The 22698-nt window shown below is 64.3% G+C and carries 11 protein-coding genes; all 11 read right to left on the bottom strand.

The features are described 5' to 3' along the window. Window positions 1-123: 123 nt before the first annotated feature. A complete protein-coding gene (locus J2W36_RS23480) occupies window positions 124-12147 on the bottom strand; it encodes a filamentous hemagglutinin family protein (RefSeq protein WP_307692197.1) in 12024 nt (4007 codons plus the stop codon). Between the two features lie 287 nt (window positions 12148-12434). Next, complete coding sequence (locus J2W36_RS23475) at window positions 12435-13400, bottom strand: FecR family protein (RefSeq protein ID WP_307692196.1); 966 nt, start codon at window positions 13398-13400, stop codon at window positions 12435-12437. A 160-nt stretch (window positions 13401-13560) separates the two neighbouring features. After that, window positions 13561-14067, bottom strand: a complete 507-nt coding sequence (locus J2W36_RS23470) for an RNA polymerase sigma factor (protein ID WP_307692195.1) — start codon at window positions 14065-14067, stop codon at window positions 13561-13563. Between the two features lie 2 nt (window positions 14068-14069). Further along, the gene (locus J2W36_RS23465) at window positions 14070-14684 is read right to left on the bottom strand and encodes an energy transducer TonB (RefSeq protein ID WP_307692194.1); all 615 of its coding nucleotides are present in this window, start codon (window positions 14682-14684) and stop codon (window positions 14070-14072) included. Between the two features lie 710 nt (window positions 14685-15394). Continuing rightward, window positions 15395-15889: a YbjN domain-containing protein gene (locus J2W36_RS23460; protein ID WP_307692193.1), complete on the bottom strand. Its 495-nt coding sequence runs from the start codon at window positions 15887-15889 to the stop codon at window positions 15395-15397. Between the two features lie 74 nt (window positions 15890-15963). Further along, window positions 15964-16896: a peptidylprolyl isomerase gene (locus J2W36_RS23455; protein WP_307692192.1), complete on the bottom strand. Its 933-nt coding sequence runs from the start codon at window positions 16894-16896 to the stop codon at window positions 15964-15966. Window positions 16897-17062: 166 nt separating this feature from the next. Further along, window positions 17063-17854, bottom strand: coding sequence for a hypothetical protein (locus J2W36_RS23450; RefSeq protein ID WP_307692191.1), 792 nt, complete (start codon window positions 17852-17854; stop codon window positions 17063-17065). Window positions 17855-17864: 10 nt separating this feature from the next. Next, window positions 17865-19610: a putative porin gene (locus tag J2W36_RS23445; RefSeq protein WP_307692190.1), complete on the bottom strand. Its 1746-nt coding sequence runs from the start codon at window positions 19608-19610 to the stop codon at window positions 17865-17867. Between the two features lie 40 nt (window positions 19611-19650). Then, window positions 19651-20373, bottom strand: a complete 723-nt coding sequence (locus tag J2W36_RS23440) for an energy transducer TonB (RefSeq protein ID WP_307692189.1) — start codon at window positions 20371-20373, stop codon at window positions 19651-19653. 10 nt (window positions 20374-20383) lie between these two features. Continuing rightward, complete coding sequence (locus J2W36_RS23435) at window positions 20384-20794, bottom strand: ExbD/TolR family protein (protein WP_307692188.1); 411 nt, start codon at window positions 20792-20794, stop codon at window positions 20384-20386. 14 nt (window positions 20795-20808) lie between these two features. Beyond that, complete coding sequence (locus tag J2W36_RS23430; RefSeq protein WP_370869376.1) at window positions 20809-22647, bottom strand: DUF2341 domain-containing protein; 1839 nt, start codon at window positions 22645-22647, stop codon at window positions 20809-20811. Window positions 22648-22698: the final 51 nt, after the last annotated feature.

Below are 22698 nucleotides of genomic sequence, written 5' to 3'. Positions count from 1 at the left end.
GGCGATACGAGGTCGGCAGCGAGAAAGAATAATCAAAGACCATATACAACTCCAAGGCAAGACGGTGGTCACCTGTTCTGGGCCGAGACAAGAAGGAGGCAAATCCGATTTTTTGAGAGTGCCCTAGCGGTCATGTTGCAGAAGACGCTGCTCCTCGGCAGTCAACCGAGCTGCCTGCCTCGGGTCGACGGTGCCACCAAGACCGACAATCTGTACCGGACTGGCTTGTTGGTACGACCCTCCATCGGATTTGAGCTCTGGCGGCGACGGTGGCGCTTTTTCCCCGCCCTCCATCGGCTCGTTGCCGAAGCCAAGCACCCGTACCGTGAAGACCGAGGGTTGCGCCTGACGTGCTTCCTCGCGGGCGCGTTGCACCGTCTCCTGCGCCGCGATGGCCGCCGAACTGGCGGCCGCACTGGCGCTGGTCAGGGCACCCACGTTGACCGCCGCTACGGCCGGCAAGCCTGTCGATTGGCCCTGCGCCTGGATGTTCTCGGCATTCACCACGTGCAGCGCGGCGATGTTGACGTTGCCCGACACGCGAATACCCGCTTCCCCTGCATCAACGGTGCCGAGCGGGGCAATCAGGTCGATGTCGCCCGCCGGGACTTCTGGAATCGGGTTGAGCGTCGCGATGCCGGCACCCGACGATGGCACCTGCGGCGACAGCGTGACATTGCCGTAGGCGTCATAGACGCGCTTGGGGGGCGTGTAGATCTGCGTCGTCTTGCTGCCGCGACCGGCGTTGATGTCGCCCTGCGCGGACCAGGCGAGGATGTCGCCGCCAGAGGTCGTCATGATGCGCGACAGACCCAGCAGGATCGAGTCCTGGGAATACAGAGAGATATCGCCAGCGCCTTGCGTCACCACGCCCGCCGTCGAGGGCGGCACCTGCCCGTCGACGCCGATGATCTGTTTACCACCTGGCGTCAGCATCTGGATGTCGCCGCCGAACAGCGTCCGGACGCCACCGCCGCGCCGAACGTTGGGACCGAGCGCCGCGGAGGAGGTGAGCATGGTGATGTCACCGTCGTAGGTCTGGTCGGCCGGAAACAGCGCGGCGATCGCGGCGCGCCCGCGCAGGTAGGAGCCGTAGCGCGAGCTTGTGGGATCGTTGTACTCGCGCCCGGCCGCCTTCAGTTCGGCGAAATAGACCTCGCGCAGCAGGATGTTCTGCTGATCCGGCGCCAGCGCCGCGAAATAGGCGCGGGCATCGGCACCGTCCTTGGCGACATAGCCGAAGCGCTCCTTGAGCCAGGCGATCAGTTCGTCCTGATAGGTCTTGGCGACCTTGCCGGGCTGGTCGACGAGTGGCGCGCCCGCCGATGCCTGGTTGGCGGGATCGAGGTAGAGCTGTGCCAGCTTCGCATAGTCTGGCCCGGTGGCGCCTGCGCCGGCCGACACCACGATCGAGGCGCCTGGCCGCGTGTCGCCGGTGACGATGGCGCCGTACGAGATGATCGAGCCCTTGTCGTTCAGGTACTGACTGCCTTGGTCGCTCTGATAGACGTTACGGCCAGCCGAGACCTCGAGCTGGCCAGGCCCCCAGATTCCGATGACGGAGTTCAGGATGTCGCGCCCGGCGGAGATGACGGACACATCGGTGGGATCGTTGTTGAGGATATAGGCATTGGTGAGGATGTCGCGGCCGGCCCGCATCACCACGGGCTTCGCAGCGAGCAATTGGGGAGCATCAGACCCCGTGTTGTTGCTGTCATAGTTACCGACCGCCAGAATGACGTCGCCGGCCACGGCATAGAGACGGATCGGATCGCGGTCGCCGGCATGAAGATCGGTCGCCGTCGGTCCGCTGGTCATGATGGCTGTGCCGAACAGGCTGTCGCCGGCCAGCAGTTCCAGACTTCCGGTGCTGCTGGGAGACAGCATGAGCCCCACTGTGATCGAACCGGACGGCGCGATGGCCGTGAAGTTCGCCGGATCGAAGCTCAGATTGTCGCTATTGGAAAAACCGGCACCCGCCACCGGAAGTTGACTGAGACTTCCGCCGGCCGAAAACAGCGTGTAGCCGCTGCGGTCGGTCCAGAGGGATATGCCGTCCGGAGACGGGTCGGTTGCGGTGAGGACTGCGGCAGTGCCACGGGAATGAACCGTGATGCTGCCATCGCCGGTTACCAGCCGCAGCGGCGTATAAAACGTGCGGTCGCGAGGCCGCGTGGTGTCTGCGGCACGCGGGTCGTAGGGCGCCATCGAACTGACGGTATTGCGCAGGCCGTAGCCACTGGTCACGAGCTGGCCGATCGATCCGGCATCGATCGTGGTATCACCGCGCAGATTGATCACGGCGCCGGTACCGACTCCCAAGTTGTCGGCGAGCCCTCCGCTCGTATAAACGCCGGTGTTGATGCGGCCGCCGACATCCAGTTGCAGGGTGCCGCCGCCAAATTGGCTCGGCGTTGCGCCCGCGACATACCCGCTGCTGGCGACCACGACATTGAAGGAGTCGTCCGATGTAGGCAGATACCCAGAATTGTCTTTGACACTGAAGCTGCTGGTGGAGCCGGCATCGCCGCCGGCATGAATGTGGACGTTTCCGCCGCCGAGGGCACCCATTCCGGCAAAGCCGCCGAAATGGATGCCCCAGGCCGTGACCTCGCCTTGTGACGAATCACCCTGCTGCCACAGCCAGTTGGAAGGTTCGCTGCTGTTGAATTCACCACCTGCGGGATCGTAGGCTGTATAGCTACGCAGATCGCCTTGAGCGCTGACGGTGACATCGCCGCCGTGATCGACAAAGTACATGCGCTGGGTGTCCGAAGCTGTCTTGTTATAAGTATCGGTACCGGCGACCTGGGTACCGGCGGTGTAGATGCCGTAGAGCGAGTTCTGCCGGAAATCTCCACCGGCACGCAGGTCGAGCGAACCGGTGCCGGTGCGGAGTACCGACGCGACCTCAAGGCCGGTGGACGGATCTGTGGTGATCGGCGCATCCAGCACCAAGCTGCCATAACCGGGGCCTACCGCCCGCAGCGCCGAGGCGGCGACGAGCGTGCGCTGATCCGCAGACGCCGGATCGGCGCCAGCAACCAGCCGCAACGAAGCGCTTTGCGTGCCCGCCGCTTGCATGACAGCCCCGGCCGTTGCGCCGCTTTTTCCCGGGACGTCGGGCATGCCGGCAGTGAACGTAGCTGCAAGAACTGGCAACGTGACACCGGGGTCTATATAGAGTTCCCCCAAATAGAAGGGGGTTCCGGCCTTGACGGTATCTCCGGGATTGTAGGATCCGCTACCGAGGTAAAGTCCGTACTCATAGCTTGGGGTATTGGGAACGACCCAATCGGTGGCCATGTAGTACTGGGTGTTGTAGTCGAAACTGTAGTACCCGCCTGCGCCGTCAGATTCGAACGTCCCCGGAATATTCACCACGCCGCCATAGACATTGGGCGTTCCCGGAATGCCCGGCGTGCCGGCGAACCCGTCGGAGATGCTGCCTTTGACAGTGAGCGTGCCGGCGGCGCGGATGACCAGCGCCATCGGCTCGCCGGCGCCATAGGTGGCCGAGCTTGCGTCTCGGTTGGCATTGAGACCGTAGCGATAGCCCGACAGATCGAGATCGCCCGAGGTGGAGAGGTCGCCGGTCGATGCGATCTCGACGCCCGGCCGCAGGTGGAAGGCGTCGCCATAGGTCTTGAGACCGGCGAGGCGGGTCTGCAGCGCGCCATTGCCGAGCGCTGCGTTGATGAATCTGGTGTTTGCCGCATCGTAGCCATCGAGCGTCGTCTGGGTGATCACGCTGCCGCCCGGCAGCGCATAGGTCCAGAACGCGTCGAGCGCAATGTTGGCTGCGCCCTTGATCGCGAGCGGGCCGGCGGCGGCGATCAGGATGTCGCCTGATGTCTCCCCCGTGCGCGGCGTGTTGAGCACGACTTGACCATAAGCGCCGCTCGGCGTCGACAGGTCCAGCGTCGCGCCGGTATTCAGACGCAGCGTGCCGGCTTTTGCAGTCAATTCGATCTGGCCGCGGTTGTTGGCCTCGATTGGCGCGCCGCGACCATCGACGGCGAGGGTCGTGCCATGGACGTCGAGCACGGCGGTAGAGGCCAGCGTCAGGTCGTCACGTGCGGCCAGCGAAATGCTGCCAACGCTCGTCCCCGAGGCATCGATCCGGCCATTGACGGTGAGCGATCCGCCATCGGCCGAGATCGCAACGGTCTTGGCGCGCACCTCGTCGCCGATGGTGAGGTCGCCGGTTTTGATCACGAAGCTGCGCGCCTCCAAGAACCCTGCGGCGTTCAGCTTCTGGTTGAAGCGGGTGAAATCGTCGAGGCTGGTGACGCGCAGATCCATGCTGCCGGAGGCCAGGCCCTGACCGCCGGCACCGGCCAGGCTGCCTGCGAAGTCTACGGTGCCGCCGACGCCGGTCGCCGTGACCGTGACCGATCCGGCCTCACCTCTCGTCGACGACACGTCGATGCTGGACGCGGTCGCCTGGGTGATGGCGCCATGGGTGGTTTCCAGCAGCAGATCGCCGCCCCAGCTCTCTTTGGTAACGTCGAAGGCATGCACTGTCCGGCCGGCCAGGTCGATGGCGGCGCGCCCGTCGAGCGTGATGCCGTTGTCGGCGGTGATGGACAGCCGGCCGCTCGGCAACGCCACGGCAGTGTCGATGCTGACCTGGTTGCCGAACAGCTGGATGTCGGCACCGAGGGCGGTGACGGACGCGGTCGCAGCGGCGCCTGCCGCCGGCGCACTGACGGTCAGACCGCCGCCGGTGCGATAGGCCATTGACGAGCCGGCATCGCCGGTCAGAAGCGGGGTGACGAGGTTCAGCGTGCCGCCCTGGCCGACATAGGTGTCTGGGTCGAAGACCGCTCCGCGATTCGGTCCGGAGGCATAGACCGAGAGCGTGTTGCGATTGTTGGCGGTGATGCTGTCACTGGCGACGAGGTTCACCGTCGAGAAGCCGCGCGTCAGCCGGTGGAGTGCGGTCTGGTCCTGGCTACGAGCGCCGGGCGCGTAACCGAACACGATGTTGCGGGCATTGATGCTCAGGCTGCCGGAACCGGTGCCGGCACCGCCCGCCGTCACCGCGCCGGGCGTAGCGCTGACAAAGGGGCTGCCCGGCACGCCAAAGCCGCTGGACACCCCGCTCCACACCACCGTATCGGCGATGATCGAAGCCTGATCCGAGGCGCCCCCCCAGCCGTACAGCGCGGGCGTATTGAGCACCAATGTCGGCGCGACGCCAGCCTGATCGGTCAGATCGATGGCGGCATTGCCGTAAAAATTGATCGACTGGCTGGCCGCCAGCGTGATCTGCTCCAGCGGCGTGCCCGATCCGAGCAGTCGATCGATGATCGATTGGGTGAGGGCGATGCCGCCCGTGCTGCCGCCGGCAGCCAGGCTTTGCGCTGTACCGATGTTGAAGGCGGTGGTCGACAACGCCAGATAGCGCGCTTCAAGATTGACGTCGCCGAGCGTCTGCGCGCCGCTGCTTGATAGCGCGATGGTGCCGCGCGTCAGCAGCGATGCACCGTCCTTAATGGTGATACTGCTGGGCAAGGTGCCGCTCGCCGCGCCGAGGAAATCGAGTCGGCCATTGCCGACAGCGAGGATGGCGCTGCTGCCCTGATTATTCTGGGGCGACGAGATATTGAATACGTAGCCCAGTGAGGAATCCAGCAGGTTGGTAGCTCCCTGCCGCGTGTCGATCGTCGCACCGCTCTCGACGGTGACCGCGTCCTTGGCCAACACGAACACCTGCCCGGCATGAACAGCGGCGCCGGCGCGCAGGACCGTGCTGTCGGAAGCGGCGGAGAAGACAACCTCAGGCCCTGACGCCAAACCCGTCGATTGGTTGTTCGTCGCGTTTGTAAGGCTGTAGCGGCCACCGAGGGCCAGCGTGCCGGCATTGAAGCGCGACAGGTCCTCGGCGGTGACCGAGGCCATACCGGCAGTCGCGGCGGATCCCTCAGCCCGCACCTCGATTGAGGTGGGGAGGTTCAGCCTGCTGCTGGTGCCGACGAACAGGGTGCCGGCCTTTCCACCCTCATCGGCGGTCAGGTCGGCGAGCCCTTCGAAATCGAGCACATTGCCGGTGTTCGGGCCAAAGTCGATCGAGATCGACGAGGCGTCGCGTTCCAGGCGCGAGGTAACGCCGCCGAAGGTGGCGGCATTGGCGATGGCGAACTGGCTGTAGCTGGTCTCGTTGTATTGCGAATAGCTGCGAACCGCGGCCGCCGGGGTGATGGTCACGTTTGTCGCCAAGGAGTCGCGCAAGCCCGTATGGGCCGTGCCAAGCATGCCGGTGGCGACATAGGAGCCGTTGGTCAGTCGGACCGCATCCTGGGTCAGGGTTGTCTTGGTCCCGAGTTCGATGCGATAAGCGCCCGGTAGCAGCGCATAGGTCGCCGGCATCAAGGTGTAGGTGCCAGCCGGCAGGTCGCCGACCGCGTGGTCCAACGTGATCTGTTGGCCGATGGCTGGCGTGGTGGCGTCGGCGGTCGCTGGCGCGTAGGCAGATGCATTGCCGGGCACCAGCGCATAGACCTGTGAGCTCGAGTTACTGTAGGTGTTGGCCGGATTGGCGTTGGCCAGCGCGGTGTGCAGCACGTCGACCGAACCGCCGCGCCCGGCGACGAAGCCGGCGCCAGTCAGCAATCCTCCGCCGGAGACGTCGATCAGCGACCCCGCTTGCGCTGTCAGCGTTGCACTGTTGAAGCTGATGCCGCTGTTGAGCGTCGCCAGATCGGCAAACGACACAGCCTGCCCCTCATAGAGCCAGGACAGCCCATCCACGGTGCCGCCATAGGGCATTGTCAGCCCCTCGGCGCTGACCGAGGTGATGCTGCCGGCGCCGAGCGTGACGTGCGAGACATATTGCTTATTGCCACCGGTGTCGTAATAGGAGTAGTTTCCTTTGCCGAACGCGATCGTCCCGAGCGGCGCTCGGACGATGCCATTCTGGTGGATCGTCGGCGCATTCACGGTGAGCGATCCGAACGCCGACAGCGGTACGGCGGGGTTGTCGCCGAGGCCGTTGATTGTCAACGTCCAGTTTGGATCGCCGGCGGTCGGGTTCTCGTTCGGACCGACCTGTATCACCCCAACCCCGCCAGTGACCGGATAGAGCTGCGAGGCAGTGATGGTGAAATCCGCCCCACCCGAATACAGTCCAGCAGGAAGGTTCGTATAGCTGGCCGGATCGGTAGGATCGAACGACGCATCGCGCAGAACTTTGTGGCCCGCAAAGCGAAGATCGCCGCTGCTTTTCAATGCGACATGAGCGAAGCCGAGATCCTGCACCTCACCGAACGAAGACGATGCACCGAAGTAAACTGATTTATCGACATCGATCAGTGCAGCGGAGATTGTCAGGCTGCCGGCGTTGGTAGCCCCGACATCCAGGTTTATCGCCGCACCGTCCTTGATCGTCGCCGCTCCATCCAGAAGCACATAGGGCGCAGACAGCACGACACTCGACGCTGCCTCGGTATGTGTGAGCATCCCGCGATGCAGCAACAGCGACTTCGGCAGATTCAGTGAGACGTCACCATCGAAGACGAACTTGCTGCGCGACCACAGGTCGAGCGTGCCGAACCCGCCGGCGGCGACCCGATCGGCGCTGATCTGCGCCTGGCCGGTTGGCAAGCCGGCGGCATTCGCTGGCGTCAGGTCGGCGGCGAGACCCGACGCGACGTCGCTTTGAGTCAATGTAATGATGCGCCCGGCCGGATCGATCATCGGCTGGCCGGACTGATTGAGGACGGTACCGACTTCGAGCACGAGATTGAGCGTGCCACCGGCAGCGTTGGCGCCGCCGGAGCGCGCCTCCAGGGTACCGTCATTGAAGATGCTCTTGGTCGATCCGATGCGGATCAGACCGCCCTCACCGGCCAGCGCGACCTGAGCGGCCGCACCGGACAAGCCATCGGCCTGCGCGACATCGATCGTCGCGGCGGCACCGTTGGCCAGAAGTCGCGCACCCGGCCGTATCACTACCGGCGTCCCCATCGCCTTGAGCGTCGACCAGTTCCCGACGGCGTCGGGAGTCGAGGTATTGCTCTCCAACCCGATCAGGAGCGAGCCGCCGGTCTGCGCAAAACCGTAGCGACGCCCCCGGCTGTCGACGGCGATCGCCGCCTCGCCAGAGACGTCGAGCAGTGCGCTCTCGCCGATCCACAGCACGCCATTGTCAAAACTGGACGCAGCCCTGGTGAGATCGGGCAGCAAGGCGATGGTGCCGCCATGTGCCACCAGGTCGCCGTTCACGACGATCGAGTTCGACGCAGTCAGGCGGATCGACTGCGTCGGGTCGACCGTCAGGCTGGCGCCGCTGCCGACCGTGATTTCGCTGCCAGCCAGCGCGACGCTGGCGCCCGCCCGCTGGGTCAGCTCGCCGTGGATCGGATCTTCCGTATAGAGCATCGGCAGCACCAGATCGACCGCGCGCGCGACATCGCCGCCGGTCGCCAACCGAGAGGCCGAGGCCGAAAGCTGGTAGACCGGCATGGTCACATCCACTTTGGTGCCATCGCTGACGAAGACCCCGTGACCGCCATTGACCGCGTACTTGGAGAAACCAGAGCCGAAAACGCCGGGATCGAGTTGAAGGGGGGCCTGCACCGACGCCGCCTGCTGCAAGGTCGTGCCAGCGGAAATGACCGTGCCGGCCGACACGGCTACATCGACCGTGTATGTCGAACCCACCGCATAGGTGATCGTGAACGAGCTGAACTGATCCTTGAGGGAGGCGAAGACGCTGCTCGGAAATTGGACGACCGGCATTACGGTCAGTCCCGCGGTTTCGATGGAAACAAGGTTCACACCGGCCGGAATCGTGCCGCCCTTCGATACCGATACCGTACTTCCGCCGGACCGATAGGTCATCGCGACCGGAATGTCGGTCCACGCGCCGACGGTGGCGTTGTTGGCAAAAAATCCGGACCAAGCCACTACCAGAGCGCTCGCATTGCTGGCTGGCATCGCCTGATCGAGCAGCGACGTACCCGGCGCATAGTATCGCGTCATCTGAACTGGCAGTGGCGTTCCGGCCGCCACGTTGTAGTCCTGGACCAGCGTCAGGTCGTAGGGCGCGGCCACGCCCGCCGGCAGTTGCCCCGAGGAGAGATCGACCGCCTGGTCACCGATCGTCACCGTCCCGCCGGTCTGAATCGTCAGCGCGCCGCCCTTGCTGAAACCATAGGAGGCCAGTGTGCCGTCCAATGTCAGCGTCGCGGCGAGTCGCGACGATTGATGGGAACTGTCGTTCCAGTCGAAGGTCGCCAGCGTGATGTCGCCGCCCTTGCCGCCGGTGAATTTGCCATTGGCGAGGATGGCGCCGCCGGCGGAGGCATCGATCCGCGAACCCGTCTCCAGCGTCACGTCGCCGGAGTTGGTTGTCTGCGTATTGTCCCCGCCGGTCAGCTTCAGCGACACCCCGCCGCCGTCGATGAAGGCCAGACGCCAAGGATCGGCGTCGGGATCGGTGAGCAGGTTGGTCCACAAGCCACGCGTGTCGATCGTGGCCCCCGTATGCAGCCCGATATGGACCGCGCCATTGGCATCGATCAGCCCGATCGAACCGGCAAGACTGCCGAGGGACACGCTGCCGCCCCGCGCCGTGAGATTGGCATAGACGTCAACGCTCGGCGCAGCGAAATCGACCTTGCCGCCCGGTGCCAGCGTCAAGGCATCGGCGACGGCGATGCCCTTGGTCGACCACACCGTGAGGCCGCCAAGGCCGAAGCTGCTGATCGCGTCGGCGTTGAACCAGCTGGTGCCGGTGCGATCAGCGGGCGCCTTGTCGTTGCTGAAGGTGACTTGGGTGTCCGAGGCCAAGACCGTTGGCACGTTACCGAGGACGCCATAGCTCTGAAGCGCCAGCGTGCCCGGCAGTGCGACGGTGGTTTGCGTCAGTTTGTAGCCATCGGTGACGCCGGAAGGGCGTGCGCCGGCCTGGCGCTGGCCATTGAAGACGGTGGCGACGATGCTGCCCTCGAAGCTGGAGGTGGGCGCGTCGATCTGAAGCCGTCCCGCATCGCGCCCCACGGTGTAGCCGTTTTCCAGACGCTGCTGCGGCGCAATGATGGGACTGTAGAAGTGTTCGGTGGTGTTTTCGCCCCAGCGGGCGTGTTCGGCGTCGTAACCCGTGGTCACGCCCGTGAACAGCATGTCGGCCGGGGCCTTGTCCGCCCGGTACATCTGCCCATCGCTGCCGCGTAGCCAGGTCTGGCGGATCACGCCGGTCTGCACGTCGAGACTGCCGCCGGCCAGGTTCACCACCGAGCCCTGCTGCGTGACGACTTCCTTGCCGCTGAGCGTGACGGTGCCGCCCTGGGCCGCCCATTCGCCGATGCCGTGGCCCTGCAGGCCCAGGTAACCGCTGACCTCGAGCAGGCCACCGGCGCTGTACCAGCGGTCGCTGGTGTAGCCGCCCGTGCCGGCAGACACCAGGGTGAGCTCTCGCCGGTCGAGCCAGACGTTCTCGTTGAACAGGGTGGCGGCATTGCGGTTCAGGGGCGAGTCGCGCAGCTCATTGCCCTGCACGTTGACCTGCACGCTGTTGCTTTCCATGGCGACGTTGACGCCCACGGCGCCGGAAACGTCGAGCTGGGCACCCTCGGCGACGAAGCTGCGCTGGCCGGCGCTGACGGCGATCTGCCCGCCAGTGGCCACGGTGAGGCTGCCAGATTGGAACTTGGCGGTGCCGCCGGTGACGATTTCCACCCGGGATTGATCGCGACGGTCGCTCAGCACGGAGAGGTTGTCGAAGCCGCCGGTGCGGGTGCGCAACGCATCCTGGGTGGCCGACTCCTTGATGAGGGCGTCGCGCTGGCTGTCCAGGGCGGTGGTCTTGCCGTCGTCTTCGATCAGAATGGCGGTGAGGGCGTCTGGCCCGAGGGTGACCTGCCCCGTGCCGTCACTGGCCGAGTTGAGCAGATGGATAGTGCCTCGGGTGTTGACGGTGGTGCTGGAGACCGCCACGCCGTTTTGCTGCACGTCATGACCCGCCAGGGTGATGTCGCCCTCCCGGGCCCGAATCAGGCCGGTGTTGACGACCTTGCCGGTGCTACCGTCCTTGGTGTTGCCGTTCGCGACCTGGCCGGGGGTGAGACTGGTGTCGATCTGCGGGGCGATTTCATTGCCGCGGGTGGTGGAGGCGGTGTTGGTATCGGTGGCGACGCCTTTGCGGATGAGGAAACTGTCGCCAGCAGCCAGTTCGGTCTGGCCCTTGCGGGTGGTGATCTCACCGGCGTTGTTGACTTGATTGCCCAGCAGAAGCACGTAGCCACCACTCTGAGTACCGGAGGCGGGCTCCGGGGTGGTGATGCGGGCGCCGGCTTCCACAACGACCTTGCCAACGGCGTCCTTGAAGGTCGGGGTATTGCCGGTGCCAAGGGTGTAAATTCCGTTAGCCTTGAACAGGCTCAAGTCCACGTCGGTGGCGGCGGCCACCAGGTTGCGCGTGTCAACCTGACTCACACCGCTGAAGACGATGCCATTGCGGTTGACGATCAGCACGGTCCCGTCGCCATGGATCTGGCCTTGGACCCGGCTGGGGCGCGCGTTGGGATCGTTCACCCGGTTGAGCACGGCCCAGTCCTTCTGCTGCTGGAAGTCGACCGTGGTGTTCTTGCCCACGTTGAAGGTTTCCCAGTTCAGGATGGCCTTGTCGGCGGTCTGCTCGACCGCCACGTGGGTGCGTCCGTCAGCGTTCGATTGCACGGGAGCGTTGGCATTGAGCCAGCCCGCGGTAAGGCTGTTGGCATCGACCTTCAAACCACCTTCTGCGAGACCATCGGGAACGGAAGAGGGCTCCCCAGCCGCAGCCACGCGCGCAGCATTCTGAGCGGCCTGTTGCGCCGCGATTGAGCGCGCAGCGAGTCCGAGGTTGTCAATGGAACGTTGCAGCACCGCATTGGCCTGCTGTTGTTGCGCCTGGGGGCTGGTCAGGCTGGACGCCAGCGTCCCGTTGGGCAGTCGTCCGGTGGCCGCAGCCGTGTTCTGTATCGCGGACTTGCTCGCAAACCACGCCGAGCTGAAGGCCTGCTGCGCATCGGCATGGCCCAGCGCGCCGGCTGCCACCAACCCCACTGAGATGGCCCTGGCCAGCGGCACCATTCGGTATGCGCATGCCTCCTGTCGCATCCGCTGGCGATCCTTGCCGTTGCGCGCACGTGTCGTCATGTGAGTTCCTGCCAATGTTGGAGTCGATGTGTCGAATCGGCCGGCGTCTCGCATCGACCAGCCATGCTTCCGGAAATTGCGCACTTCGCACAGCGTGCACCGACACCCTGCAAAGCGCTTTCCGATGGCTAAGAACGAACGGCGACTGCCCTCACCCGCAGATTTTTTTCAATTCCCCCTGCTTTCACGGGTATTGCGGGCATGCGCATGCGGCATCGGCGGACGCGAGCGAATCGACGGCATGCAGCACGTCATCGGTCCGTCACGACAGTCGGTACCTGAAAGACTCAGCTCAAAATCAGGAGGCCCGCGGGCAACGACTGCGCATGAAGATCGAAAGTGCGCTGCAACTGGACCAGCGCGACATCCAGCAAGCCGATGGCGAAGCTGCCGCTCACCGGCTTGCTGCGCGCCGCGGCATTTATCAGCATGACGCGGCCCGACCGGTAGCGATTGATCTCTTCCACGACCCTCGCCAGCGGTGTCTGCCGGAACACCAACTCTCCCTCGCGCCAGGCCGACACGTCGGCCGCATCGACACTGCCGACACCGCTGACGGCAACACCGTCGTAGACGGCCTGCTGACCGGTCTCGAGCGCCCGCCGTCCTGCCGGGTGCTCGATACTGACATCGCCTTCGATGCAGGTCACACGCACCCTGCCGTCCAGATGTCGCACCTCGAAACGCCCGAACTCGGCGCGGCTTCGGCCCACGCCGGCGAGAACGGTGAATGGTTCGCCGGGATCCATGAGATCCACCGCAACCTCCCCAGCCAGCAGGTCGATGCCGATCGTCCCGCTACCGACGGTCTGGCGACGCACGCTGGTCTGTGTGTTCAGCATGACCTGAATACGCTGCGCCACCGCGAAAGTGCGTTGTTCGCCGGTCGCCGTGCGCTCGTCCGCGTTCCATTCGTTCAACGGACGCCAGAGGTCCATCTGCGGATGAAGTACTGCGACGCCCGCCACGGCGGCCGCACTCGCGGCTGCGCCCAGAAAGACGCGGCGGTTGTGATTGGGGCCGTTGAGCGCCCGTTCGTGAAGTGCGGCGGCCTCAGGGTTGGTGCGCAGCACGCTGCCAGCCGCAGGCTCGATCAGCGCCCAATCCCTTTTGGCCGCAGCAAAGATCGATCTGTGCGCTGGGCTCGTGCACAACCATCGCTTGAAGGCTTCGGCGTCCGAAACCCTAACATCGCCCGAATTGAGCCGGCGCAGCCAGGACCAGGCCTGTCGCTCGAGTTCGTCTAACGGCATACTTTCGCGTGCAGATCTCTTCATGACATCAGACCGCGCATCCAGGCGGTCTCCCGTCGAGAGGCGCCTTTCGGACGCGCACCCAGACTGCGATGCAGGTATTTGCGTGTTCCACATACAAGGACGTATGGCACGACGACCAGCCGCATAAATACTTTTTTCATGCGTCCCTCCTGGCGATCAGGTAGTCATGCGCCTTCTTCAGGTCCGACTCGACCGTCCGCAGTGACACGCCGAGGCGCTTGGCCACCTCTTTCTGCTCGAGATTTTCCCAGTGCACAAGCAGCACGACTTGGCGCTGCCGCTTGGGCAAGCGATCAATGTGCTGGCGCAGGTCTTTGATGCTCGAACGGTCCGTGACCACCTGCTCGGGGCCGGGCGCTGCATCTGCCATTTCCGTCAGCTCACTGACTTCATCGAGCGAAAGAGACCTGCTCTGGCGGCGCTGAATGTCCAGCGCGATATTGACCGTCATGCGCAACAGATAACCTGCAGGACTGTGAATCAGCGTTTCGTCTGGATTCTTGCTGTTGACACGAAGCCAGGCGTCCTGCAGTGCATCGCTGGCCAAGTCGCGATTGCCCAGCATCCGCGCTGCGCGTGATTTCAGACTGTCATAGTGCCTGATCAGGTAGTCCGAGAGGACGGCAGGTGCGTCTTCCGACATCGTCACCCTCCCCCCTGGACCTGATCGCAGCGCATGACAGCGCCTGCTTCGTGTGGCAACACAAGGACGGCCACAGGCTGCGCCAGGTCGGATGGCGGGGTGCTCCCCATGCGCACACGCCCCAGAACATCGAGCAGGGCGGCATCGCGCTCCCGATCACCGCTGGAAACAACAAGTCGCACCCGCTGGATCTGGCCCGAAGCGTCGACACGAAAACTCAATAGCGAGCGGTACCTACCAGGGGCCGTGCGTGAGTTCGCGCACAGTGCCTGCCACACCCGGGTCTGAATCAGGCGGGGATAGCCATCCATGCCACCCAGGCTGGCGACACCTGTGCCGTCTGCCTTGGCGTCGAGCATTGGCCTCAGGACGAATGCACTGCCCGCGTCATGACCGAACCTCTCGGCGACCAGGCCTGTGCCTCCTAACAGCAGATGCAAGGCCTCCTCGGCCGAATACCGGCCCGACACAGCCGCGGAGGTGCGGCCATCGACGATCTCGCTGCGAAACAAGGCAGGCTGCCGTGTCAAGACGCCGTAGTGCTGGAGTGCATCGATCAAGGGCTGCGCCGGAAGATCGAAGTCAAACAGAGCGTCGGCCGCTGGCGATGACGCCATGGACGACGCCGACCTTTCACCGCTCGACAGCGGGGTGGATCCATCAGACGCCCAACACGGCGAAGCGGGTACGCACACCGCCAGAGCGAGCATGCAACGGCTCAAAAGGGCCGAGTGCGAGCCCATCTAGACCAAGGTCCATGCATTGCACTGGCACGAGAGTGTTATGGCGTGCAAACAAACCTTGGGCATCGCGATGGGAGAAGTAGTCGGCTCGACAAGGACCGGACACCATTGTTGAATGCATGATCGTGACACCGATCCGTGACTCTTTTGTTACGCGGCCGAATGGAAGCCGAACTCGCCGTCGCAGGTCTCACTCACCACGGAGCCTGACGCTGGATGCCGATTGGAGGCAATCGGGTCGCCCACGCCGCTCCGACAATTCGCCAGCAAAGACGGGGCACCCCCAATCCAGGATTCAAGGACGACACTGGTCGGGACGGTGTGTAGGGCCGCCGAAGGCGCGTCGAGCCTCGCTCAACTCCGACATCGATATGTGGAGATCGGCCATCGCTCGCGCCATGAGTTCCAGAAGTGCTGCGCGTTGACGGAGACGCGCGGCCTCCGCGCGGCGCACGCGTTCGGCCTGCCGCGACGTGCCGACAAGCGCACGATGCGTGGGCGAATCCGGCCCACTCATATCCTGCAGCGTCGAAGCGACGTCAGGCTTCATCCTCGACATGGTGGTTTCGGAGGCTATGGACGGGTCAAGCAGCAGCTGGTTCTTCCTGCGGTGCGGCCGCCCCTTCGTCGGCCTTGAAGTTGCGCAGGTGCAAGAAAAACTGGCCCATCATCTGCGTCCATAACTGCATGGTGAGCACCACGTGTGCCAGCGTCACGCCACCGGCGACCACCACATCCATCTCCAGAACGACGAAATCACCGTGTTGGGAGACACGTGCGAAACGCTTGGTACGGTGCCATAAGGAAAGCACGCCGTCAGGCAGTTGTCCACCCTGCACGCGCAAGGGGCAACTCAGCGTCATATCGCTGTACTCGCCGGCGCCTGCGGGGTTGCCCCATAGGACCTGGAAGCCGATGCCATGACTGGCGCTATGCAGGCGCAGCACGCCATCTTGTTCAACAGCCGTCACGGCGCAACCCACGGCCTTGATGGCATCGGACACTACACCAGCATTGAGGGTCTGCAGAAACTCCGGTGTGGCGATATCGGCAGAAGAGGAGATGGGGGATGGGGTCATGAGTGTTCTTTCGCTCTGGAAATGCGCTGCGCGCTTGAGTTCGAGATGTCTAGGCAAGTAACTGTTTGCAGGGATCAGGGAGCCTTGCGCAGCGCCGCGTCGAGGGCTGCACTGTCAATGGTCACGCTGGCGGGCGGCGCGAGGCTGCTCAAGTACGCCTGCACCAGCTGTTGCTGGCGTTGCTGACGCAGGGCGAGTTGCAACCGTGGCGTCATCTCCTGCAGCGTCGCGATGCGCGCGGGCTGCATATCGAGCAGCTTGACGATGTGAAAGCCGGTGTCGGACTTCACCGCGTCGCTCACCTCGCCGACCTTGAGCGCCAAGACTGCGTTGCGGACTTCCGGCAACAGTTGGGCGAGCGTCAGACTCCCGACCTCACCGCCGCGCTCGGCGGTGGGCTTGTCCTCGGAACGCGTGCGGGCCAGGTTGGCAAAGTCGCCATGCTGCGCTTCACCCGCCAGCGTCTTTGCTGAGGTTGCCACCTTGGCGGTGGCGGCCGGGTCATCGGTCGGCGTCGCCAGAAAGATCTGCGCCACACGGTAGATTGCCGGCACCCCAAAGCCCGCCTTGCCCTGCTCATAGGCCGCAGCAAGCTCGGCGTCCGAAGGAAAATCCACTGGCACCTGCGCCACGGATTCGAGGTAACTACTGCTGATAATGCGTTGCGTAATTTCTTTCGTCGCTGCGTCAACGCGCGCCTTCACCTCGGGCCGTTCAGCCCATCCCTTGCTGCGTGCTTCGCGTAGCACTGCCTCGCTGGCCAAACGCTGACGCAGCCAGTTGTCGATCGCTGCACGGTTGCCTTTGAGAGCGGCGCGCTCAGCCTCGGGCACGCTCTGAATCAGTTGCTCGACCTCGGCCTGCCCGATCGACAGATCGCCCAGGCGCGCCACAGTTGGGCGTGGCGCCTGGGCAGCCGCAACGCCGAGGCACGCCACGAGCATCGCGCCGACGGCCATGCGAACCCCTGGTGCAATGCAGTTCGATCGCTTGTTGATGGGTTTCATTTCTCTCCATACCTTCACACGTAAAAAAGATCAGACGCCATCTTCTGAGCGCCAACATCTTGCGGCCCCGACATCGGAATGCCTTCATTGCATATCAACCTGCAAGAGCAATCGCGCTCCTAAGTCGCAAGGCTGGCTTGGCGATCGAAGATCAGCCCATGGCCCCTCACTTGGCCGGCTCTGCCGCGCCCGGGGCCGGTGCGGGATTCGCAGGCGCGGAGTTCGTCTTCGCAGCAGCTGCCGCAGCCGCCGAGGTCTCCACGCTACGCACATCGAAACGTCCTTCGTAGAGCTTGTCGCCGTACTGCTGCGCAATCTGCTCATACTTGACGCGGCTCTGCGCGGCAAAGGGCTGGCGCGAGGCGAGCACACGGCCGACATCCAGGGTCTCATAGGCGCGCAGGATCTCCTGGCCGACCGCGTAGAGCTGAGCGTTCTTGGCCTCGCATTGCGTCACTGCCGTGCGCTGCAGCGCCGAATCGGCCGCCAGACGTTGGCGTTCAGTTTCCGAAGCGCGCGCCATCTTCAATAGCTCGTCGTAAGCTTGGCGGTACTGCGCTACTTGAGATGAGGCCTTCTCAGTCACGGCTTGTACCTGTGTGCGCAACTGCTGGTTGTTCTCCATGGCTTGCGAACGACTGTGCCGCTCGGCGCTCAGCTGCCCCTCCGCATGCGCCAGTTCCTTGCGGAGCGCAGCAAGGTCAGTATCTACAGCGGCCGAAGCGGCCGGCTTGGCCTGCGGCGAAGCGGCCTTGAGCACAGACAGTTCGTTCTGGGCCTGTTGGAGCTGCGCGGTCGTGATGCGCAACTGCGCACGCAGCCGCTCCTCCATGCTCTGCGTCACCTGCGCCGCTGCGGTGGCGCATCCAAGCATGGCGAGAATGGTCAGCGCCGCTGCCTGCCATCGAGGGACCCACGAGCGCAGCACCTTCGTCTTGGCAATTGGATTGAAGATCAAGGGTCGCTCCTCAGAACCGGGCATTGAATTCAAGCTGCAGCGTGTCGATTGCCAGTGGCGGACCGAAGACCTGCTTGGTGGCCGACCAGCGGCCGGTGAACCAGAGGTTCTTGTCAATCGCATAGGAGCCACCCAGGAAATAACCCTTGGCGTTCGTGCCACCCTGATGGAAGGTTGAATCGTTGAAGCCATCCGGTAGCGCATCGGGTTCGATGCGCTTGTAACCGGCCAGCACATTCCAGTCGCCGCGCGCCGCCGGGCTCGGTTTGCCGAAGGTCGCCTGCACGCTGTAGGCATTGCCACCGCTCTGGAAGTCAGCTTCCGACGTGCCACCGGTGCCGCCGAAGTTATTGACGATACCGCCTTGCGCATGCGCAAACATCTTGGCCTTGTCGTAGGCTTGGTTGCGAAGGTAGTTCGCATCCAGGCGCAGACCGTAGCCGGCCACCTTGGTGTCCCAGCGCAGGTTCAGGTCGATCAGCTGGAACTTTGAGGCCAAGCCGACGTACTGCGGCTGCGGCGTATTGGCTGGATTCGCAGGGTCGAGCGCGATGTTCCGCAGCAGCATCAGCGTGTTGCCCTTCTGCATGAAAGCGGGGCGCGACCAATCGGTGCTGCAGGCCTCGGCGCCGGCGTACAGCGCGCATGGCTGCGACACCTGGCCCTCGGTATTGTGGAAGTCGTAGTAAGCCAGCGCACCGCGCACGCTGTTCTCCTTGTCGAGCTTCCAATTGGCGCCGAACTGCGCACCAAGCATCCATTTGTTTTCGCTGGACTGCTTGTCCTGGCTGCGGCTCGGAAAACTGTCCGACGAATACTCAAGCGGGATCAACCCCAGCGTACCGAAAAGCGAGATGTCCTTGTTGGCCAGCGTCTTGTCGAACTGCGCGGCAATGCCGTCGAAGTTGAGGTCGTTCGAGTACAACATGTCGGTTGAGACGAAAGGATTGCCGAAGCGTCCACCGGTGATCGTGAGCCATTCCTGGGGCTTGTGCGAGAGCCACATCTGATCGAGCCACACGTTCTTCTTTCCGAGGCCTCCGCCAAGCGTTTGCGTGGTCGACACCGGGCTGTCGTCGCTGCCCGAGGCAAGGCGCATGCCGGCCTTCGTCTGATCGGTGATGTCCGCGAAGATGCCCAGCCGCGCTCGCGCCTTCAGCTGATTGCGGCGGTCCTGTCGCGTGTTGAGCAGCGAAGGCAACGCCAGGTTGGTGGTCGGGTTGACATCAAAACCACTGCCTTCGTTGATGGCACCCCAGTTGATCTCGATATTGCTATTGCCGCCTGAATAGCTGCGCGATTCGTTGCGCACGCGCATGTCACCTTCAACATGGATACGTTTGCTCCACTCGGGCGTTTCGTTGGGCGCGGCCCATCCTTCGGTCTTGGCCTGCGCCATGACCTGACCCTTGACCTCGTCGCGAATCTGGTCACGCACAGTCTGCGAGATGTAGGGCACACGCACATCGCCCGGCTCCACGCGCAGGCCACCTGCGACCGCCGTAGGCGCCGCCGCTTGGCGCTGCGCCTGCTGCGCGGCTATGGCTTCGGTCTGGGCCTGCGCCAGCAACGCCTCGCCGACGTCCTTCGTCAGGGTGCCGCTCTGCATCAGGCCACGGATGAGTCGCACCATCGCGCTGTCCCCCAAGGGGGTGGGCTGCTGCGCATGTGCCGTGTCCATGGCGCCGAACAAGGCGATGGCGGATACAACCGCAAGCGACTGCGCGCTGCGTCGGAAATTGTTCGAATAGATCATTGGTTCGCTCAAAAAAGGTTGGACGGAATGCAAGCAGCTTTCAAGGCCGACGCCCCCGCATGGACACGCGCATCGGAAAGCGGGTCGAGGCGGGCGGACTCTCATCAATGCGGTTCATCTCGCGGACCATGGCCAACACGGCTTCGTCGACCTGCGCGTTGCCAGTGCCCCTCACCAACTGCACCCGTGCGGTCTTGCCAGCCGCGTCGAGCCACAGGTCGATCTGGATGTCGTCGAAAGTCAGTTGCCGGGTGCGCGAATCGCGCGCCAGTGCCTGCTGCAGCGCATTGGCAACGTAGCGGCCGTAGGACCCACTGCCCAGCCCGCCGCCGGTGCCGCCGGTCATGCCGCCACCACGCCCGGCCGCAATGCCGAAGGCGTCGGTGCCGGCCTGCGCCGGGCCGTCGATGGTCACGGGGTCACCGAGGTCTTGCGACGGGCTCGGTGGTGCTTCGTCTTTGGGTGGATCGGTCGATTCCACCGGCGTCGGCTCGCGCTCGACGATCTCCGGCTTGATCTTCTCGGGCTCGGGTTCAGGCAACTTCTCCGGCTCGGGTGGGGGGGGTGGCGGTGGTGGCAGCATCAGCATGGGCGCGTCCGCCACCTGACGCTTCTGGCTCGCCGTGTCAGACAGCAGATGCCAGACCAGCGTCACGAGCAAGGCCAGCACCACTGCACCGATGACGAGCCCGCCCCAGCGGCGCCACAGACCGGCCGCATCCATCGGCGTGGGCCGATCGGGGGTTGGATTGGCAAGGTTCACGAAGGGGCCCTCAGCTCGGCTTGCCGGTCACCAGACCGACCTGATTCAGCTCGATTCGGCGCAGCAGATCAAGCACCTCGACCACCTTGGCGTACTGCACCGCCGCGTCGCCGCGGACGATGACCGGGAAGTCGGGCGTCAGCGCCTTTTCGGTACGCAGCCGCTCCTCGAGCTCAGGCAGCGTCACGGGATATGCATCGAGAAAGAGCTGCCCAGCGTTGTCCACCGTGATGGCTTTCGTCTTTGGCTTCTCGAGCGCAATGGACGAGCTCGCCTTCGGCAGGTCCACCTTGATGCCCGGAATGCTGGCGTTGCTGGTGAGGATGAAAATCACCAGCACCACCAGCAGAACGTCGACGAAAGGCGTGATGTTGATGCCGCCGGTACGCTTCTTCGTACCGAACCTGTTGGGGTTTGCCATGGTGCCGTTCTGCCTCAGGCCGCGCTATGGGCCGACGCGGGCCAGCCGCCTTCGATACCATCGCCGCCTTGCGGTGCCCCTGCACGCATTGATGCGGCTTTGGGTAGCGCGCGGCCTTCGCCCTGCTCTTCTGCCAGGCGCGTCACGAACTCGTCGACGAACACAGCCATGTCGGCGCCGATAGCGTCCGAGCGCGAAGCGAGCCAGTTGTAACCGAACAACGCGGGGATGGCGACGCCAAGGCCGGCAGCGGTGCACAGCAGGGCTGCTGCCATGCCGGGAGCGACCGAGTTGATGTCCACGGCACCGGCCATGGCCGCCACCACGAACACCAGCATGATCCCAATCACAGTGCCAAACAGGCCGACGTAGGGCGCGCCTTCGATGGTCGTCGACAGCCAGTTCATGCGCTTGGACATGTGCTCGTTCTCACGCACCATGACACCGTCCATCGCTGCCCGGATGGCGCTGATGGTGGAGGCCGACACGGCGCTCAGGTCGTAACCGCGTTCATGGCGGCGACGCATCTCGTCGATCGCGACTTCATAAAGGCGCCACAGCGAAGAGTCGGCTTTGACTGTCTCAGACACGCTGTTGCTCATGGCCAGCCGATCAAGGGGAGCGCCGGCGGCTTCGCGGAAATGACGGATAAAGACAGCGTTAGCGCGGGAGGCAGCGCCATAGCTGCGGCCCTTGCCGATCATGATGGCCCACGAAAGCACCATCATCAGGCCAAGCAGGCCAACGACGACCCACGCGTCCAGCGGCATCGCGGCCAGGATGAAGCCGAAGTGGCTCTTGCCGGCCTGCTGCTCGTCGGCACCGAATACCGCCAGACGCGATTCGGCGCCTTGCGAAACGGCATCGGCCACCAGCATGGCATCGGGACGCGCGACCTTGGAGATGCGAACTTCATCGATCGCGCCGGTGAAGGTGGCAAGCGCGGCAGTCGTAACTGTGTCAGCGCCGATGGCGGCGGCAGTGCTGAGCGCTGGCGTCGGTGCAGCGACCGAGACGGTCGGTCGCCCCCCCACATAGAGCGTGGCGTTCTTGCCGTCGGACTTCATGGCCAAGTACGACCATTGGCCGGCCTGGATCGGCTGGCCCGGTGCACTGCGCTGGCCGTTGATCTGCACGAAAGGTATGCCTTGGTCGACGCCGATCACCAGTTCGTTGGCGCCGTCGCGACGGGCATAGACAACCTGCTGCGCGCCGAGTTGCTCGGGCTTGATCCATGCAGAGAAGGTGAACGGCGCGCCGGCCTGCTGTGCCAGCGATGGCGTTGCCGGCAGCATCAGCGGGCCGCGACCGAGCTGGGCGCCCTTGCCGATCACCGTGCCGTCGAGGCTCATCACTGCGGTCTGGCCATGGTTGCCATAGGCGGTGGTGTCACGCGGCGGAACGTTCGCTTCGGCGAAGTGATAGACCAGCGTGTAGTCGGGGTCGTAAGTGCGCTGACCATTGCCCGAAGCCGGGGCCTTGGGGTTGCCGTAATACATCCACAGCTTCTGTGGCGCGCCGGCGCCCACAGAGGGCACGTCCACCCAGATCAGCGCCATACCGAGCAGCGGATCGAACTGCTCGATCTGGTGGTTCAGCACGGTCTTGTCGTCACCCGCGACGAAGCGCAGGTCGGCGCCCGTCTCGCTCACGCCCTGAAAGCTGAAGTTGCCCGTGTGCAGACGCACCAGCACGGGCGTGCGGCCAGCTTCCCCGCCGATGGCACCGGCCTGCGGGCCGCCATCGATGGTCAGAGGCTTGCGGAAAGCCCAATCGGGCTGCCACCAAGCGTGCGCCAGACTCGGCAGGAACATGCTCAACAAGGTAAGCAGAGCAAATAGTGTGCGTCGCATGACAGAGTTCTCCGGAAGCTCGTAGGAATGAATGGTGGAATTTCGGATGCC

Origin of the sequence: Variovorax ginsengisoli (assembly GCF_030811835.1) — a bacterium.
GTDB classification, from domain to species: Bacteria; Pseudomonadota; Gammaproteobacteria; order Burkholderiales; family Burkholderiaceae_C; genus Variovorax; species Variovorax ginsengisoli_C.
The sequence above is the reverse complement of the archived record's forward strand: the minus strand, read 5'-3'. Positions and strand labels throughout refer to the sequence as shown.